Annotated in this window: 14 protein-coding genes; 6 read left to right on the top strand and 8 right to left on the bottom strand. The window is 53.9% G+C overall.

What is annotated here, in order from left to right; translation table 11 throughout:
- The first annotated feature begins 359 nt into the window (after nt 1-359).
- Both B2Q93_RS09445 and mdtD read left to right on the top strand, forming a co-directional pair.
- Nucleotides 360-1,052, top strand: coding sequence for a FadR/GntR family transcriptional regulator (locus tag B2Q93_RS09445; RefSeq protein ID WP_286932662.1), 693 nt, complete (start codon nt 360-362; stop codon nt 1,050-1,052).
- Nucleotides 1,053-1,062: 10 nt separating this feature from the next.
- A complete protein-coding gene (gene mdtD / locus B2Q93_RS09440) occupies nt 1,063-2,490 on the top strand; it encodes a multidrug transporter subunit MdtD (protein WP_046886372.1) in 1,428 nt (475 codons plus the stop codon).
- On the opposite strand, the gene rbsR is transcribed toward mdtD, so the two are convergent.
- The 7 genes from rbsR to kup all read right to left on the bottom strand — a co-directional run bounded on the left by rbsR (nt 2,456) and on the right by kup (nt 10,345).
- Entirely contained in the window at nt 2,456-3,448 is a 993-nt protein-coding gene (gene rbsR / locus B2Q93_RS09435; protein ID WP_286932660.1) for a ribose operon transcriptional repressor RbsR, read from the bottom strand. The genes mdtD and rbsR overlap by 35 nt on opposite strands.
- A gap of 3 nt (nt 3,449-3,451) precedes the next feature.
- Nucleotides 3,452-4,381, bottom strand: a complete 930-nt coding sequence (rbsK, locus tag B2Q93_RS09430) for a ribokinase (RefSeq protein ID WP_286932658.1) — start codon at nt 4,379-4,381, stop codon at nt 3,452-3,454.
- A 106-nt stretch (nt 4,382-4,487) separates the two neighbouring features.
- A complete protein-coding gene (rbsB, locus tag B2Q93_RS09425) occupies nt 4,488-5,378 on the bottom strand; it encodes a ribose ABC transporter substrate-binding protein RbsB (RefSeq protein ID WP_040077687.1) in 891 nt (296 codons plus the stop codon).
- A gap of 27 nt (nt 5,379-5,405) precedes the next feature.
- Nucleotides 5,406-6,371: a ribose ABC transporter permease gene (gene rbsC, locus B2Q93_RS09420; protein ID WP_046886370.1), complete on the bottom strand. Its 966-nt coding sequence runs from the start codon at nt 6,369-6,371 to the stop codon at nt 5,406-5,408.
- A gap of 4 nt (nt 6,372-6,375) precedes the next feature.
- Nucleotides 6,376-7,881 carry a ribose ABC transporter ATP-binding protein RbsA gene (rbsA, locus tag B2Q93_RS09415; protein WP_286932667.1) on the bottom strand — a complete coding sequence of 502 codons (1,506 nt, stop codon included), beginning with the start codon at nt 7,879-7,881 and terminating at the stop codon, nt 6,376-6,378.
- 7 nt (nt 7,882-7,888) lie between these two features.
- Entirely contained in the window at nt 7,889-8,308 is a 420-nt protein-coding gene (gene rbsD / locus B2Q93_RS09410) for a D-ribose pyranase (RefSeq protein WP_040077691.1), read from the bottom strand.
- A 168-nt stretch (nt 8,309-8,476) separates the two neighbouring features.
- A complete protein-coding gene (gene kup / locus B2Q93_RS09405) occupies nt 8,477-10,345 on the bottom strand; it encodes a low affinity potassium transporter Kup (protein ID WP_046886368.1) in 1,869 nt (622 codons plus the stop codon).
- A 223-nt stretch (nt 10,346-10,568) separates the two neighbouring features.
- Between kup and ravA the strand changes: the two genes are divergently transcribed.
- Nucleotides 10,569-12,065, top strand: coding sequence for an ATPase RavA (ravA, locus tag B2Q93_RS09400; RefSeq protein ID WP_286932656.1), 1,497 nt, complete (start codon nt 10,569-10,571; stop codon nt 12,063-12,065).
- Entirely contained in the window at nt 12,059-13,510 is a 1,452-nt protein-coding gene (gene viaA / locus B2Q93_RS09395; protein WP_040077694.1) for an ATPase RavA stimulator ViaA, read from the top strand. Before ravA ends, viaA begins: the two co-directional genes overlap by 7 nt.
- Here the strand turns inward: viaA and asnA are convergent, their stop codons facing one another.
- Complete coding sequence (gene asnA / locus B2Q93_RS09390) at nt 13,511-14,503, bottom strand: aspartate--ammonia ligase (protein ID WP_286932655.1); 993 nt, start codon at nt 14,501-14,503, stop codon at nt 13,511-13,513.
- Nucleotides 14,504-14,652: 149 nt separating this feature from the next.
- On the opposite strand from asnA, the gene asnC reads away from it, so the two are divergent.
- Both asnC and mioC read left to right on the top strand, forming a co-directional pair.
- The gene (gene asnC, locus B2Q93_RS09385) at nt 14,653-15,111 is read left to right on the top strand and encodes a transcriptional regulator AsnC (protein WP_023331653.1); all 459 of its coding nucleotides are present in this window, start codon (nt 14,653-14,655) and stop codon (nt 15,109-15,111) included.
- A 90-nt stretch (nt 15,112-15,201) separates the two neighbouring features.
- A complete protein-coding gene (gene mioC, locus B2Q93_RS09380) occupies nt 15,202-15,651 on the top strand; it encodes an FMN-binding protein MioC (RefSeq protein ID WP_040077698.1) in 450 nt (149 codons plus the stop codon).
- Nucleotides 15,652-15,866 lie beyond the last annotated feature (215 nt).

Below are 15,866 nucleotides of genomic sequence, written 5' to 3'. Positions count from 1 at the left end.
GTCTGATAAATTGTTAAAGAGCAGTGCAACGCGGCTTTCAGCTCACCGTTGCGAAGTGGCGTATATTACTCTTTCCTCTTTCAGAGTCAAGCGTTTATTTTCGCTTTTCTCTGCTGGCGTTCATCTCTGAACCCCGCTAACCCGGCGGCCTGTAAGCCGTTGTTCCGTGTCAGTGGAGGCGCATTATAGGGAGTTCTTCGGCGGTGACAAGAGTAAATTTGAAAAAAGTTTCTGACCGTGTTTTTTTTCACCAGATTGACCATTCCAACGCCAGTAATTGCGCTATTTGCTGTTTTTGCCACCATAATCACACTGCTGATGGCATACTCAATAGCATGAGAAATTAAGGAATATGCGTTATGCCATTAAGCGCACAGCAGCTGGCGGCCCAAAAAAACCTCTCTTATATGCTGGCAGAGAAGCTAGCCCAGCGAATTTTGACGGGTGTCTATGCGCCAGGAACGATTCTCCCGGGGGAACTGGAGCTCGGTGAACAGTTTGGTGTTAGTCGTACCGCCGTTCGGGAAGCCGTAAAGACATTAACCGCAAAGGGCATGGTATTACCTCGCCCGCGTATCGGTACGCGCGTATTGCCGCAAAGTAACTGGAACTTCCTCGATCAGGAATTGCTCTCCTGGTGGATGACCGAACAAAACTTTAATCAGGTTATTGAGTACTTCCTTGTTATGCGCAGCAGCCTGGAGCCTCAGGCTTGCTTGCTGGCCGCAACGCAGGGAACGGCAGAGCAGAAAGCACGTCTGAATACATTGATGGCAGAGATGCTGGAACTGAAGAGGAAGTTTAATCGTGAACGCTGGATTGAAGTGGATATGGCCTGGCATGAACATGTCTACGAGATGAGCGGCAACCCCTTCCTGACCTCGTTCGCTTCGCTGTTCCATTCGATCTATCACACCTATTTCACTTCTATAACCCAGGATGAAGTGGTGAAGCTGGATTTACACCAGGCCATTGTCGACGCCATTCTCGAGAGTGATGGGCCACGAGCCATGAGCGCCAGTCAGGCATTACTTGCCGCACCAGCCAGGTAGAGGACAATGAATGACCATTAAAAAAGCGCGCAGTATGGCCGGCCTGCCGTGGATAGCGGCGATGGCCTTCTTTATGCAGGCGCTCGATGCCACCATCCTTAATACCGCGCTTCCCGCCATTGCCGAAAGTCTGAATCGCTCTCCACTGGCGATGCAGTCAGCCATTATCAGTTATACCCTGACGGTCGCGATGTTGATCCCGGTTAGCGGCTGGCTAGCCGACCGTTTCGGTACGCAGCGTGTCTTTATGGTGGCGGTATCGCTGTTCACACTGGGATCGCTGGCCTGCGCGCTCTCAGGATCGTTAACTGAACTGGTTATCTTCCGTGTGCTTCAGGGCGTTGGCGGGGCGATGATGATGCCTGTCGCGCGTCTGGCACTCTTACGGGCCTATCCACGCAGTGAATTGTTGCCGGTACTGAATTTCGTGACGATGCCAGGGCTGGTTGGGCCGATACTGGGCCCGGTGCTGGGCGGCGTGTTTGTGACCTGGGCGAGCTGGCACTGGATATTCTTGATTAACATTCCTATCGGAATTGCCGGGCTCCTTTACGCCCGTAAGTGCATGCCCAACTTCACCACGCCGCGGCGGAAGTTTGATATGCGCGGTTTCTTCCTGTTTGGCCTGAGCCTTGTGCTCTTCTCGAGCGGAATGGAGCTTTTTGGCGAAAAGATTGTCGCCAGCGGGTTAGCGCTGTCGGTCATCTTCAGTGGGGTTGTGCTTTTTCTTCTTTATATACGTCACGCGCGTCGTCATCCCACACCGCTCATATCACTCTCTCTGTTCAACACCCGTACCTTTTCAGTCGGCATTGCCGGCAATATCGCTTCACGTCTCGGTACCGGTTGTGTGCCGTTCCTGATGCCGTTGATGCTGCAGGTAGGTTTTGGATACCCGGCGCTTATCGCGGGCTGCATGATGGCCCCTACGGCAGTGGGATCGATTCTGGCTAAGTCAGGTGTGACGCAAGTACTGCGCCGGTTGGGTTACCGTAAAACCCTGGTAGGCGTCACCATCTTCATTGGCGTGATGATTGCGCAATTTTCACTGCAGTCTGCGGCGCTGCCGGTGTGGATGCTGATCTTGCCATTGTTTGTATTGGGGATGGCGATGTCGACGCAGTTTACCTCGATGAATACTATCACCCTCGCGGACCTCACCGATGAAAACGCCAGCAGCGGTAACAGCGTGCTGGCCGTGGCGCAGCAACTCTCAATCAGTCTGGGCGTTGCGGTTAGTGCGGCAGTTCTGCGGTTCTATGAAGGTTTCGACGGTTCTAATACCGTCGAGCAATTCCACTATACCTTTTTAACGATGGGAGCATTAACGGTGGTCTCGGCGCTGGTCTTTATGTTGTTGAAGCCGAAAGATGGCAGCAACATGATTAAAGAGCGTCACAAACCTAAACCGACCCCCGTTCCATCAGAACAGGAGTAAGCTGCAGCCGCTGTTGCTGCAGCGCGGGTTGCGCCATTCGATGGATCAGCACGTCAATGGCCAGCTCTCCCAGTTCATCTTTAGGTTGATGAATGGTAGTGAGCGGCGGTGTCATATAGCGCGCCAGTTCGATGTCGTCGTAACCCACAATGGCGATGTCGTCCGGCACGCGAAGTCCCGCCTGATATAACGCCTGATAAGCCCCAACCGCCATAGCATCGTTGCCAATAAATACTGCCTGCGGCCGCTCTGCTTTTTGCAGCAGCGTCTGCATCGCCTCGTAACCCCCGCTGAACTCAAAATCGCCGGTAATTTGATAGCCATCCGGGACGGGTAAACCTGCGCGCGCCATGGCGACCAGAAAACCCTCCAGGCGCAGGCGTGCCGGCGTTTTATCCAGCGGCCCGGTAATGCAGGCGATGCGGGTATGGCCTTTATCGATAAGATGCTGGGTCGCCATGTCGCCCCCCAGCAGGGAGTTATCCTGAATCAGATCGCTGGTGCCGTCGAACGGCGCCCAGTCCATCATTACCGTCGGAACGGAAGGGTAGCGTTGGATAATCTCCTTCGACGGCTGATGCGTTTCGGTGCATAGCAGCAGTAACCCATCGACGCGTTTCTGCATCAGCGTTTCCAGATTACTGTTCATACGTTGCTCGTCACCTTCGGTATTACACAGCACGAGGCTATAGCCCCGTTCAAAGCAGCTGCGCTCTACGCCGCGAACAAGTTCCGAATAAAAGGGGTTGGTACTGGCGGTAATAAGCATACCGATGGTGCGCGTCTGGTTGAGCTTAAGACTGCGCGCCAGCGCCGAAGGCGCATAGTTGAGTTCTTTGACTGCAGCTTTAACTTTCTCCCTGATCGCCTCACTGACGAAACGATCCTTATTGATAACGTGGGAGACAGTGGAAGTAGAAACGCCCGCCATGCGGGCGACATCTTTCATTGTAGCCAAGCATTACCCCTGTTGACTTAAGAAGTCATCAATCTCGTTACGCCACGGAACGGAAGGCTGAGCACCTTTACGGGTTACCGCAATTGCGGCAGCGGCATGTGCAAAGCGGATGGCATCGTCCAGAGATGAGCCTTCCAGCAGCGCGGTCACCAGCGCGCCGTTAAAGGTATCGCCCGCGGCAATGGTATCGATCGCTTTCACGCGGAATCCAGCCACGCGACGACCTTCCCCCTTGACGCTGGCCCACACGCCGCGACTGCCAAGCGTGATGATAACGGTTTCGATGCCTTTATCATGTAACGCCTTTGCCGCATGCGCCGCGTCGTCGTCATTTTCAACGCGAATACCCGTCAGCTTTTCCGCTTCGGTTTCGTTAGGAGTGATGATATCCACCAGCGCCAGTAGCTCGTCTGATAATACACGGGCCGGCGCAGGATTAAGTACGACAGTGGTATGATTTTCATGCGCAATTTTCGCGGCTTCAAGTACGCTTTCAACCGGCGACTCCAGCTGCATAAGCAGAGCCTGAGCGCCTGCAATAATGTCACGCTGCGCCTCCACCCTTTCGGTGGTCAGTTGGGCGTTTGCGCCCGCATGAATACCGATAACATTCTCACCTTCGCCGTTGACGAAAATTAACGCCACCCCGGTAGACTCGCCTTTGACCACGCTGATCGGCGTAATATCGATATTGTCGCGTTGCAGCTGCTGACAAACGCGCTCGCCAGTATCGTCATCGCCCGTACAGGCAATAAACGCAATGCTGGCACCGCTGCGCCCGGCGGCAACGGCCTGATTGGCACCTTTACCACCAAATGCAACCTGATACTGGTTACCGGTTACGGTTTCGCCTGGGGAGGGGAATGAATCAAGGTTAAGAATGTGATCGGCATTAATACTGCCAAGGACGACGAGCTTACCTGCGGTTTTCATAATTGAGTGTCCATCTGAGAGCGCCACCGGGGTGACCCGGTGGCGTATGCCACACTTTTCTTTATATGTTGTCCTTCAGGCAGCCTGTTACTGCCTGAGCTGCATATTACTGCTTGATGACCAGTTTCAGGTCAACGGGATATTTGGCCTGAACTTTTTCGCCCTTCAGCACTTTGTCAGCAGTCTGCACGCCAGTAACGCCGATCTGCTCAGGCAGCTGAGCAATGGTCGCAGCCAGTTTGCCATCATTTACCGCTTTTTCACCATCAGGCGTGCCGTCAAATCCAACCACCATCACATCTGATTTACCTGCGGTCTGCAATGCACGCAGCGCGCCCAGTGCCATTTCATCGTTCTGAGCAAATACCGCTTTAACATCCGGATGCGCGGTCAGCAGGTTCTGCATGACGTTCAGACCCTTAGTGCGGTCGAAGTCAGCGGGCTGGCTCGCCAGGACGTTAAATTTGTGGGCAGCAACGGCCTGCTGGAAGCCTTCACCACGCTCACGGGCAGCAGAGGTACCGGCGATACCCTGCAGTTCGATCACTTTCGCGCCTTCACCCGCTTTCTTCGCGATGTAGTCACCGGCAATCTTGCCACCCAGCACGTTGTCAGAGGCGATATGGCTTACCACTTCACCTTTGCTTGCCTGACGGTCAAGGGTAATGACCGGGATGTTAGCCTGGTTAGCCATCTTCACGGCGTTACCTACCGCGTCGGAATCGGTTGGGTTGATCAGCAGAATTTTAGTACCGCGAACGGTCAAGTCCTGAACGTTAGCCAGCTCTTTCGCCGGGTTATTCTGGGAGTCCAGAACCACCAGGTTATAGCCCAGTTTGTCTGCTTCTTTCTGTGCGCCATCCTTCAGGGAGACGAAGAACGGGTTATTCAGCGTAGAGATGACCAGCGCGATGGTGTCTTTCGCCATTGCGTTCGCACTCACGGTTGCGCTCAGTGCTACAGCAGAAACCAGGGTAGCCAGTTTTTTCATGTTCATATCAGAGATGTCCTGTAGTGTCGTCAGTTACTGTTTTTTGTTGTCTACCAGTACCGCCAGCAAAATCACCACTGCTTTAACGATCATCTGGTAATAGGAGGAAACACCTAGCAAATTCAAACCATTATTCAGGAAACCGAGGATCAATGCGCCGATCAGGGTCCCAACAATACGACCTTTACCACCCGCGAGGCTGGTACCGCCCAGCACGACTGCCGCAATGGCATCCAGCTCATAGCCCGTACCCGCCGTCGGCTGTGCCGAGGAGAGACGCGCCACTTCGATAATACCTGCCAAAGACGCCAGCAGGCCGGACAGAGAGTAAACGATAATTTTGACTTTATTAACGCTGATACCGGACAGGCGCGTTGCCGCTTCGTTACCCCCCAGGGCATAGATATAACGGCCCAGGCGGGTATGGTGCAGCATGTACCACGCTGCCAGGAAGACAAACCCCATGATCCAGACCGGGGTAGGAATGCCCAGCGGACGGCCAATACCAAACCAGCCAAACAGATCGGCGTTGTCGGTAAAACCGGTATTTACCGGACTACCATTGGTATAAACCATGGTGACACCACGCAGCAGCAGCATCATAACCAGCGTGGCGATAAACGCCTGAACGCGGCCTTTGGCCACAATCACACCGGTTACCGCACCAATTGCCGCGCCGGCAGCCAGTGCAGCGGCCACGGCCACCAGCGCATTAACTTCAACGCCAACAATCGACGCAGCGATGGCACCGGTTAGCGCCAGCAGAGAACCGACGGACAAGTCGATCCCCGATGTTAAGATCACCAGCGTCATCCCGACCGCCATAATGGCGTTCACAGATGTCTGCTGAAGGATATTAAAGAGGTTATTAATGGTAAAAAAGTTCGGGCTCATGGTAGAGACAATCGCGATCAGCACCAGCAGGGCAATCAGCGATTTTTGTTCCATCAACCATGCCTTAGTGAAATAACGGCGACCAGAAACAGCCTGGGTAGTCATCTTCTTACTCCTGATTCACGCGATTAAGCTTGCCCACAGCGGCAGCCATCAGAACTTCCTGGGTGGCCTGCTCGCGAGTGAATTCACCGCCGAGATGCCCTTCGTGCATAACAATAATGCGATCGCTCATGCCTAATACTTCTGGCATCTCGGAAGAGACCAGAATGATGCTCAGGCCATCGGCCTTGAACTGGTTAATGAGCTGATAGATCTCTTTTTTCGCCCCAACGTCTACGCCACGGGTTGGCTCATCGAGAATGAGAACCTTCGGGCGCGTCATCAGGCCGCGGGCAATGGCCACTTTCTGCTGGTTACCACCGGATAACAGGCCAATCGCCTGATCCATCGACGGCGTTTTCACATTAAAGAGGCGCATAAAATCGCTGACCGCCTGCTGCTCGTCTTTATGTTTCACGCTACCGCCGCTACGGCTGAAGTAACGCAGCGCGGTTAAAGACATGTTCTCTTTAACCGACATACCGAGCACCAGGCCGTCACGTTTACGATCTTCAGAAATGTAGACGATGCCGTTTGCCAGCCCATCCTGCGGTGAACGTGTGACCACCTCATGACCATCAAGCGTCACGTAACCGCTGGTACGGGGCAGCGCTCCGTAGAGGACTTTCATGAGTTCGGTACGCCCGGCACCCATTAGCCCTGCCACACCGAGAATTTCCCCCTGACGCAGCGTAAAGCTCACATCGCTCACTCCAGGGCCGCAGAGATTATCCACCTTCAGACGCAGCGCACCCGGTGCTTCATCGAGACGGGGATATTGATCTTCCAGCTTACGTCCCACCATCATTTCAATCAGCGTATCTTCGTTGAGCGTCGCCACTTCACGTTCGGCAATAAACTGCCCGTCACGGAAGACAGTCACGTCATCGCAAATCTCGAAGATCTCTTTCATGCGGTGTGAGATATAGACCACGCCACGCCCCTGCGCTTTTAGCTCGCGGATAACGCGGAACAGGGATTCGGTTTCGGTATCGGTGAGTGCATCGGTCGGTTCATCCATAACGATAACCTTCGACTCGAAGCTCAACACCTTGGCGATTTCTACCATCTGTTGATCGCCAATAGAAAGGTCGCCTACCAGCCGATCGCTCTTAAAGCGCAGGTTGAGCTTCGCCAGCAGCTTATCGGCTTCGGCATACATGGTTTTCCAGTCAATTTTGCCAAAGCGATTAACAAATTCGCGGCCCAGGAAGATGTTCTCCGCAATGGTGAGTTGCGGGATTAGGTTCAGCTCCTGGTGGATAATGCCGATACCGGCTTCCTGCGAGGATTTAGGACCCGTAAAGGTCGTCTCCTGGCTCAGCCACAGCAGCGAACCGGCATCGCGTTGATAGATACCGGTAAGCACTTTCATCATGGTGGATTTGCCGGCGCCGTTTTCACCCACCAGCGCCATCACGCGTCCGGCGTAAACATTTAGCGCCGCGCCGGAGAGGGCTTTTACGCCCGGGAACGACTTATCGATCCCTTTGAGTTGCAATAATGCGTCCATGATGGCCTCAGAAGGTGACGCCAGCACAGAGAATGATATTCGCATACGGGGAACACTCCCCGCTGCGAATCACCGCCTGACTGTCTGCGGTTTGTTGTTTGAACTGTTCGTGCGTTGTGTAACGAATTTCTATGGTGTTTCCCTGGTGTTGTTGCAGTTGCTCAATGTGGCTGAGCAACGTTTCGTGGAGTTGCGGATTATTTTGTTTAATCTCCGTCGCGAGAATGGCCGCCTCAACCTGCATCTCCGCCGTCACCACTTCCAGTACCTGCATAAACGAGGGCACACCCTGCGTTAATGCCATATCAATACGGGTTGTGCTACGGGGAACCGGTAAGCCTGCATCGCAAACCACCAGCGTATCGGTATGCCCAAGCCGGGAAATAACCGATGAGATATCTGCGTTAAGTACGGTGCCTTTCTTCATTTTTTTGCTCCACTAGCGAAACGTTTCGCTGAGGTGAGTTTAATCTGAGGCGTGTTCAGAAAACCATCATGACGTAGCAGAATTGTGATCGGCTTCGAAACGTTTCGCTAACCTAAACTGGCGGGGTAAAAAGAAGATGCCCGGCGGGGGGATCGCCGGGCGGAGGGGTTAAATCTCGACCTGTGTACCTAACTCTATGACGCGATTGGGCGGAATTTCAAACTGGTCAGGCGCACGCAGCGCGTTACGCTGCAGAATGAGATACAGCTTGCCGCGTAAACGTAGATACCACGGACGTTTACCGATAATCAGCGATTCGTGCGACATGAAGAACGAGGTCTCCATCATCCGGCAGCTAAGACCTTCCAGACCGCAGCGGTGGAACACCTCTTCGACGTTTGGCGTTTCGCGCCAGCCGTAGCTCGCCACTACGCGCCAGAAGGTCGGCGAGAGCTGCTCAATCTGCACGCGACGCACGTTATGCACGTAAGGGGCATCTTCAGTACGCAGTGTCAGCAGGATAACCCGCTCATGCAGCACCTTGTTGTGCTTGAGATTGTGCATCAGGGCAAACGGGATCACATTTAATGCGCGTGACATATATACCGCGGTACCTGGCACTCGCACCGGCGGGGATTTCTCCAGCGAGGCAATCATCGCCTCAAGGGAATTACCGTGTTCGTGCATGCGACGCAGCAGCCGGAAACGCTCGCTCTTCCAGGTGGTCATCACAATAAACATCACCAGACCCAGCGTCAGCGGCAACCAGCCACCGGAGACAATCTTATCGAGGTTTGCCGAGAACAGCGGTACGTCGATGCAGAGGAAAGCCACCAGGATGATGGCGACGAGGAACTTGTTCCAGTGCCAGTTGCGATAAGCCACCGTAGTAGAAAGTATCGAGGTCAGCACCATGGTGCCGGTGACGGCGATACCGTAAGCCGCGGCCAGATTGCTGGAGTGCTCGAAGCTAACAATAACGATAACTACCGCAAAGTAGAGCAGCCAGTTAATGAAAGGGATGTAAATCTGTCCGGACTCCATTTCGGAGGTATGGATAATCCGCATCGGTGAGAGGTAGCCCAGACGAACGGCCTGACGGGTCAGAGAGAAGACGCCTGATATCACCGCCTGCGAGGCGATCACCGTCGCCAGAGTGGCGATGAACAGCATCGGTACCAGCGCCCACTCCGGTGCCAGCAGGAAGAACGGGTTTTTAATCGCTTCCGGATTCTTCAGCAACAGCGCGCCCTGACCAAAGTAGTTAAGCACCAGCGAGGGCAGCACGACCGAGAACCATGCGAGGCGAATCGGCAATTTACCGAAGTGGCCCATATCCGCATAGAGTGCTTCCACGCCAGTAATAGAGAGCACCACCGCGCCCAGCGCGACAAAGGAGACGGTTTTATACTCCATGAAGAAGTGGACCGCCCAGGCGGGATTCAGCGCCTGCAGCACTTCCGGGTTGGCGATAATACCGCGCAGGCCCAGCACCGCCAGAATCAGGAACCACGCCAGCATAATCGGGGCAAAAAGCTTACCCACCAGCCCGGTTCCGTGCTTCTGAATCGCAAATAGCAGTGTTAACACCAGAATCGAGAGCGGCACAATCCAGGTATCAAGCTCCGGCGCGATAATCTCCAGCCCCTCGATGGCGGACATCACCGATATCGCCGGGGTTATCACTACCTCGCCATAAAAGAAACTACCGCCTATCAGGCCGATGATGACCAGAAACGAGGTCATTTTTGGCGAGGTATTACGCCCGGCCAGAGACATCAGGGTCAGGATCCCGCCTTCACCGGCGTTATCCGCGCGCATGACGAACGACAGGTATTTAATAGAAACAACACAGATGAGAAGCCAGAAAATCAGGGATAAAAAACCGAACACAGCGTCACGTTCAACGCCAAAACCAAACTGACCGGACAAACATTCGCGTAGCGTATAAAGCGGGCTGGTGCCAATATCACCGTAGACAACCCCGATCGCCGCAAGCGTGATTGCGGGTAATGATTGCTTATTCTCAGTGCTCATAGACTAGTCTTTTCGTTGATATAACAAATGTGTGCTTAGTCCCTTGGCCCACAAAAAGGCGCACAGTATGCACGATTCATTGCAAAATCGTACCCCTAAATGCAGTCCGCTTAACGTAACGCAAAGAAAATAGCGCCGCACTTCAGTCTATTACCAGCGCATGACGAAACGTCTATACTCGCTTCAACTAGCCGGATCCACGGCGAAAGGATGCAGAATAATTATGGCTCACACTCATTTATTAGCAGAAAGAATTTCTCGTCTAAGCAGTGCGTTAGAAAAAGGGCTGTTCGAACGTAGCCACGCCATTCGGCTCTGTTTACTGGCGGCACTGAGCGGTGAAAGCGTCTTTCTACTTGGCCCACCAGGCATTGCCAAAAGCCTGATCGCCCGCCGTCTGAAGTTTGCTTTTCAGCATGCCCGGGCATTCGAATACCTGATGACGCGCTTCTCCACGCCGGAAGAGGTATTCGGTCCCCTCTCCATTCAGGCGTTAAAAGATGAAGGGCGGTATGAACGACTGACTACAGGATATCTGCCCGAAGCGGAAATCGTTTTTCTTGATGAGATATGGAAAGCCGGCCCGGCGATCCTGAATACCTTGCTTACCGCCATTAACGAACGCCGCTTCCGTAACGGTGCCCACGAAGAGAAGATCCCCATGCGCTTGCTGGTGGCCGCATCGAATGAGCTGCCAGAGGCTGACAGCAGCCTGGAAGCGCTGTATGACCGTATGCTGATTCGCCTGTGGCTCGACAAGGTTCAGGATAAGGCCAATTTCCGCTCGTTGCTGATTAGCCAGCAGGATGAAAATGACAACCCGGTTCCCGCCGGGCTGCAGGTTACCGATGAAGAGTACCAGCAGTGGCAAGGAGAGATCGGCAAAATCACCCTGCCGGATGCGGTCTTTGACCTGATCTTTATGTTACGTCAGCAGCTGGATAACCTGTCTGGCGCGCCGTACGTGTCGGATCGCCGCTGGAAAAAAGCGATCCGCTTGCTGCAGGCCAGCGCCTTCTTTAGCGGCCGCGATGCGGTCGCGCCTATCGACCTCATTCTGTTGAAAGATTGTCTCTGGCACGACGCGAATGGCATGAATCTGATGCAGCAACAGCTGGAAGTATTGATGACCGCGCATGCCTGGGGTCAGCAGGAGATGCTTAACCAGCTCGGTGCTATATCGCAACGACGCATTCAGTTGCAGCAGCAACAGAGTGATAAAACAGCACTACGCGTTAGCCGACAGAGCGGCATGTTTGCCCGTAAACCGCACTACGAGCTGCCCGAGGAGCTGAGCGAGACCACGCTGACACTGTTACTCCAGCAGCCGCTCAAACTGCACGATATGCAGGTGATTCATGTCACTATCGAGCGCGAGCCTCTGGCCCAGTGGCTTAGCAAGGGTGGCGAAATCCGCGGCAAACTCAACGGCATTGGCTTTGCTCAGCCGTTGAACATGGAGGTGGACGGCAGTCTGCATCTGGTGATCCGCGACGTGAGTCTTCAGGGATCGCGCCTTGCGCTGCCCGGCAGCACCTCTGACAGCGTTCCCGACGAAATCACCCAGCAGCTGGAAGCGCTGGATAACGCCTGGCACCAGCAACATACGCGCTTTAGCGAGCAGCAAAAATGTCTGTTTATTCACAGCGACTGGTTAGGTCGTATCGAAGCCAGTCTGCAGGATGTAGGCGCGCAGATTAAACAGGCGCGTCAATGCTAACGCTGGATACCTTAAATATCATGCTGGCTGTGGGCGAAGAGGGGTTAATTGAGGAACTCGTTGTTGCGCTACTCGCCTCACCTCAGCTGGCGATCTTTTTTGAAAAATTTCCCAAATTAAAAACAGCCATTACCGACGATCTTCCCCGCTGGCGAGAAGGATTGCGAAAGCGGATGAAGGATACGCGCGTTCCGCCCGAGCTGACCGAAGAGGTGATGTGCTATCAGCAAAGCCAGCTGCTCTCCACCCCGCAGCTGATTGTCCAGCTTCCACAGATCCTGACTCTACTGGATAACGTCCATTCGCCATTCGCAAGCCAGGCCCGACAGCTGGTGGCGGATAACGCCACCTTTACGCCTGCGCTCCACACGCTGTTCCTCCAGCGTTGGCGCCTGAGCTTAGTGGTGCAGGCCACGACGCTTAATCAGCAATTGCTGGAGGAAGAGCGCGAACAATTACTCAGTGAAGTGCAGGAACGTATGACCCTGGCAGGCGCGCTGGAGCCGGTACTGGTCGAGAATGACAACGCCGCTGGTCGGCTATGGGACATGAGTGCAGGTCAGCTTAAACGCGGCGACTATCAGTTGATTGTGCGCTACGGCGATTTTCTTACGCAGCAACCCGAACTGATGCAGCTGGCGGAACAGCTGGGGCGCTCCAGAGAGGCCAAATCAGTTCCGAAGAAAGACGCGCCGATGGAGACCTTCCGTACCCTGGTACGTGAACCGGCCACCGTGCCAGAACAGGTCGACGGGCTGCAACAGAGCGATGATATCCTGCGGCTGTTACCGCCTGAGCTGGCCACGCTGGGTATCACCGAACTGGAGTATGAGTTTTATCGACGGCTGGTGGAAAAACAGCTTCTCACTTATCGGCTACACGGTGAAGCCTGGCGGGAGAAGGTGAGTCAGCGACCGGTTGTGCATCAGGATTTTGATGAACAGCCGCGCGGTCCGTTTATCGTCTGTGTAGATACCTCGGGTTCGATGGGGGGCTTTAATGAGCAGTGCGCCAAGGCGTTTTGTCTGGCGCTGATGCGGGTTGCCCTCGCCGATCGTCGCCGCTGCTTTATTATGCTCTTCTCCAGCGAAGTGGTGGGCTATGAACTGACAGGCCCGGAGGGGATAGAGCAGGCGATCCGCTTTCTCAGCCAGCGCTTTCGCGGCGGCACGGATCTCGCCAGCTGTTTTCGCGCCATTATCGAGCGCATGCAGGGCGGGGAGTGGTACGATGCGGACGCCGTGGTGATTTCTGACTTTATAGCTCAGCGATTGCCGGAAGAGGTGGTAAACAAAGTGAAGGTGTTGCAGCAGGTGCACCAGCATCGGTTCCATGCCGTAGCGATGTCGGCACATGGAAAACCCGGCATCATGCGCATCTTCGATCATATCTGGCGCTTTGATACCGGGTTACGTAGCCGCCTGCTTCGACGCTGGCGGCGTTAATTAAAGAAGGGCGTCGATGCTTTCACGCACCTGCTGTGGCCAGACACCGCACTGAACCTGGCCGATATGCGACAGCTGTAATAACAGCATTGTCAAACGTGACTGGCCGATACCGCCACCAATCGTCTGCGGCATTTCACCGCGCAGCAGCGCCTGATGCCACTCCAGCTGCAGGCGATCTTCATCACCCATAATAGAAAGCTGACGCTTCAGGGCTTCTGCATCGACACGGATCCCCATTGAAGAGAGTTCAAACGCATCTTCAAGGATAGGGTTCCACACCAGAATATCGCCGTTCAGACCCGCAAAACCGCTCTCGCTTTCACTGCTCCAGTCATCGTAGTCCGGGGCACGTACATCGTGGCGCTGACCATCGGACAGCTTGCCGCCGATACCAATCAGGAATACGGCACCCAACTCTTTAGCGATGGCACGCTCACGGCCTTTGGCATCCAGATCCGGATAACGTGTCAAAAGATCCTGGCTGTGAACGAACTGGATCGTCTCTGGCAGGAACGGGGTCAGCCCAAACTCTTTGCTTACGGCCGCTTCGGTCGCTTTGATCCCGGCGTAGATAGCTTCAACCGTGGATTTCAGCGTGCGGGTATGACGCTCGCCATCCCCCATGACACGTTCCCAGTCCCACTGGTCAACGTAGACAGAGTGAATAGCAGTAAGGCGGTCTTCATCGGGGCGAAGGGCTTTCATGTGCGTGTAAAGCCCTTCGCCCGCGCTGAAGTCGTGTTGTCCCAGGGTTTGACGCTTCCACTTCGCCAGTGAATGAACCACTTCGAACTGGGCGTCTGGCAGTGTTTTCACTTTAACCTGAACCGCTTTTTCGCAACCAGACAGGTTATCTTGCGTCCCATCGCCCACACGGCTGAGGATAGGTGCCTGCACTTCTATCAGGCCCAGCCTCTCTTCCAACTGGCGGGAAAAGTGGGATTTAACGAAACTGATCTGGCGTTGTTTTGCGATGTATGCGGTTTTCATATTTATACTCCTGCGTCCTGTTGCAATTGATTAAGCAACAAAAAACGCCGCCATACAATAATCCCACAATAAAATGCCAACTACACTTTTGATTCGTTAAAATAAGACGCTAAAATAGAGAAAATCAGCAATCTACATAAGAAAAACCTATGGAAAATTATCAGATCGACAATCTGGACCGGGGCATCCTGGAAGCGTTAATGGCCAATGCCCGCACGGCCTATGCTGAGCTGGCCAAACAATTTGGCGTCAGTCCAGGTACCATCCATGTACGCGTAGAGAAAATGAAGCAGGCGGGCATTATTACCGGCGCCCATATCGATGTCAGCCCTAAGCAGTTGGGCTACGACGTCTGCTGCTTTATTGGCATCATACTAAAGAGTGCGAAAGACTATCCTTCGGCGCTGGCCAGGCTGAACGCGCTGGATGAAGTCACCGAGGCGTACTACACCACAGGCCATTACAGCATCTTTATAAAAGTAATGTGCCGATCGATCGATGCCCTGCAGCAGGTACTTATCAACAAGATCCAAACAATCGATGAAATCCAGTCCACCGAAACCTTGATCTCCCTGCAGAACCCGATCATGCGTACCATCCGCCCCTGATCGGGAAAAATTATTCCCACATTTTCCACAGGTAGATCCCAGCTCGCTCACAGCGTACAATGTTTCCCTCTTTATATGAGCGAGCGATCCATGGCAGACATTACTCTTATCAGCGGTAGCACCCTTGGCGGTGCAGAATATGTTGCAGAGCACCTGGCTGAAAAGCTGGAAGAGGCCGGTTTTTCTACTGAAACCCTGCACGGGCCGTTGCTTGAGGATCTCTCTGTGGAGGGGATCTGGCTATTGATCACCTCGACCCATGGTGCGGGGGATCTCCCCGATAACCTCCAGCCCCTCTACGATGAACTGCAGGAACAGCAGCCAGACCTCTCCGGCGTGCGTTTCGGTTCAATTGGTATTGGCAGCCGCGAATATGACACCTTCTGTGGTGCGGTGGACAAAGTTGATGCCGCATTTACCGCCTGTGGGGCAAAACAGATTGGCGAAACGCTGAAGATCAACGTCCTCGATCATGACATTCCGGAAGATCCAGCCGAAGAATGGTTGGGTAAATGGAAAAATTTACTCAAAAACGATTAAAGATCGCGCGAACAGATGTGGATAACTCTGGTTAAAAGCTTGGATTAACCCGTAGTTATCCCACTAACAACCTTCGATTACTTTTTGTGCTGTGTATAACATCGCGATCTGATCCCAGCTTATACGTCGTAGGATCACCGATCATTCACAGCAAACGATCCTCTCTAACCACATGATCTTATTTGTGAGATCCGGCTTATCCACAAGATCCGGCG

This window comes from Leclercia sp. UBA5958, assembly GCF_002430365.1.
GTDB classification, from domain to species: domain Bacteria; phylum Pseudomonadota; class Gammaproteobacteria; order Enterobacterales; family Enterobacteriaceae; genus Enterobacter; species Enterobacter pneumoniae.
The sequence above is the reverse complement of the archived record's forward strand: the minus strand, read 5'-3'. Positions and strand labels throughout refer to the sequence as shown.

Excerpts from the sequence above, each read along its gene's own strand:
- asnC (WP_023331653.1), top strand. The coding sequence starts at position 14,653 with ATGGAAAATTATCAGATCGACAATCTGGACCGGGGCATCCTGGAAGCG.
- rbsA (WP_286932667.1), bottom strand. The coding sequence starts at position 7,881 with ATGGACGCATTATTGCAACTCAAAGGGATCGATAAGTCGTTCCCGGGC.
- mdtD (WP_046886372.1), top strand. The coding sequence starts at position 1,063 with ATGACCATTAAAAAAGCGCGCAGTATGGCCGGCCTGCCGTGGATAGCG.
- B2Q93_RS09445 (WP_286932662.1), top strand. The coding sequence starts at position 360 with ATGCCATTAAGCGCACAGCAGCTGGCGGCCCAAAAAAACCTCTCTTAT.
- kup (WP_046886368.1), bottom strand. The coding sequence starts at position 10,345 with ATGAGCACTGAGAATAAGCAATCATTACCCGCAATCACGCTTGCGGCG.
- mioC (WP_040077698.1), top strand. The coding sequence starts at position 15,202 with ATGGCAGACATTACTCTTATCAGCGGTAGCACCCTTGGCGGTGCAGAA.
- rbsB (WP_040077687.1), bottom strand. The coding sequence starts at position 5,378 with ATGAACATGAAAAAACTGGCTACCCTGGTTTCTGCTGTAGCACTGAGC.
- viaA (WP_040077694.1), top strand. The coding sequence starts at position 12,059 with ATGCTAACGCTGGATACCTTAAATATCATGCTGGCTGTGGGCGAAGAG.
- ravA (WP_286932656.1), top strand. The coding sequence starts at position 10,569 with ATGGCTCACACTCATTTATTAGCAGAAAGAATTTCTCGTCTAAGCAGT.
- rbsK (WP_286932658.1), bottom strand. The coding sequence starts at position 4,381 with ATGAAAACCGCAGGTAAGCTCGTCGTCCTTGGCAGTATTAATGCCGAT.
- rbsC (WP_046886370.1), bottom strand. The coding sequence starts at position 6,371 with ATGACTACCCAGGCTGTTTCTGGTCGCCGTTATTTCACTAAGGCATGG.
- rbsD (WP_040077691.1), bottom strand. The coding sequence starts at position 8,308 with ATGAAGAAAGGCACCGTACTTAACGCAGATATCTCATCGGTTATTTCC.
- asnA (WP_286932655.1), bottom strand. The coding sequence starts at position 14,503 with ATGAAAACCGCATACATCGCAAAACAACGCCAGATCAGTTTCGTTAAA.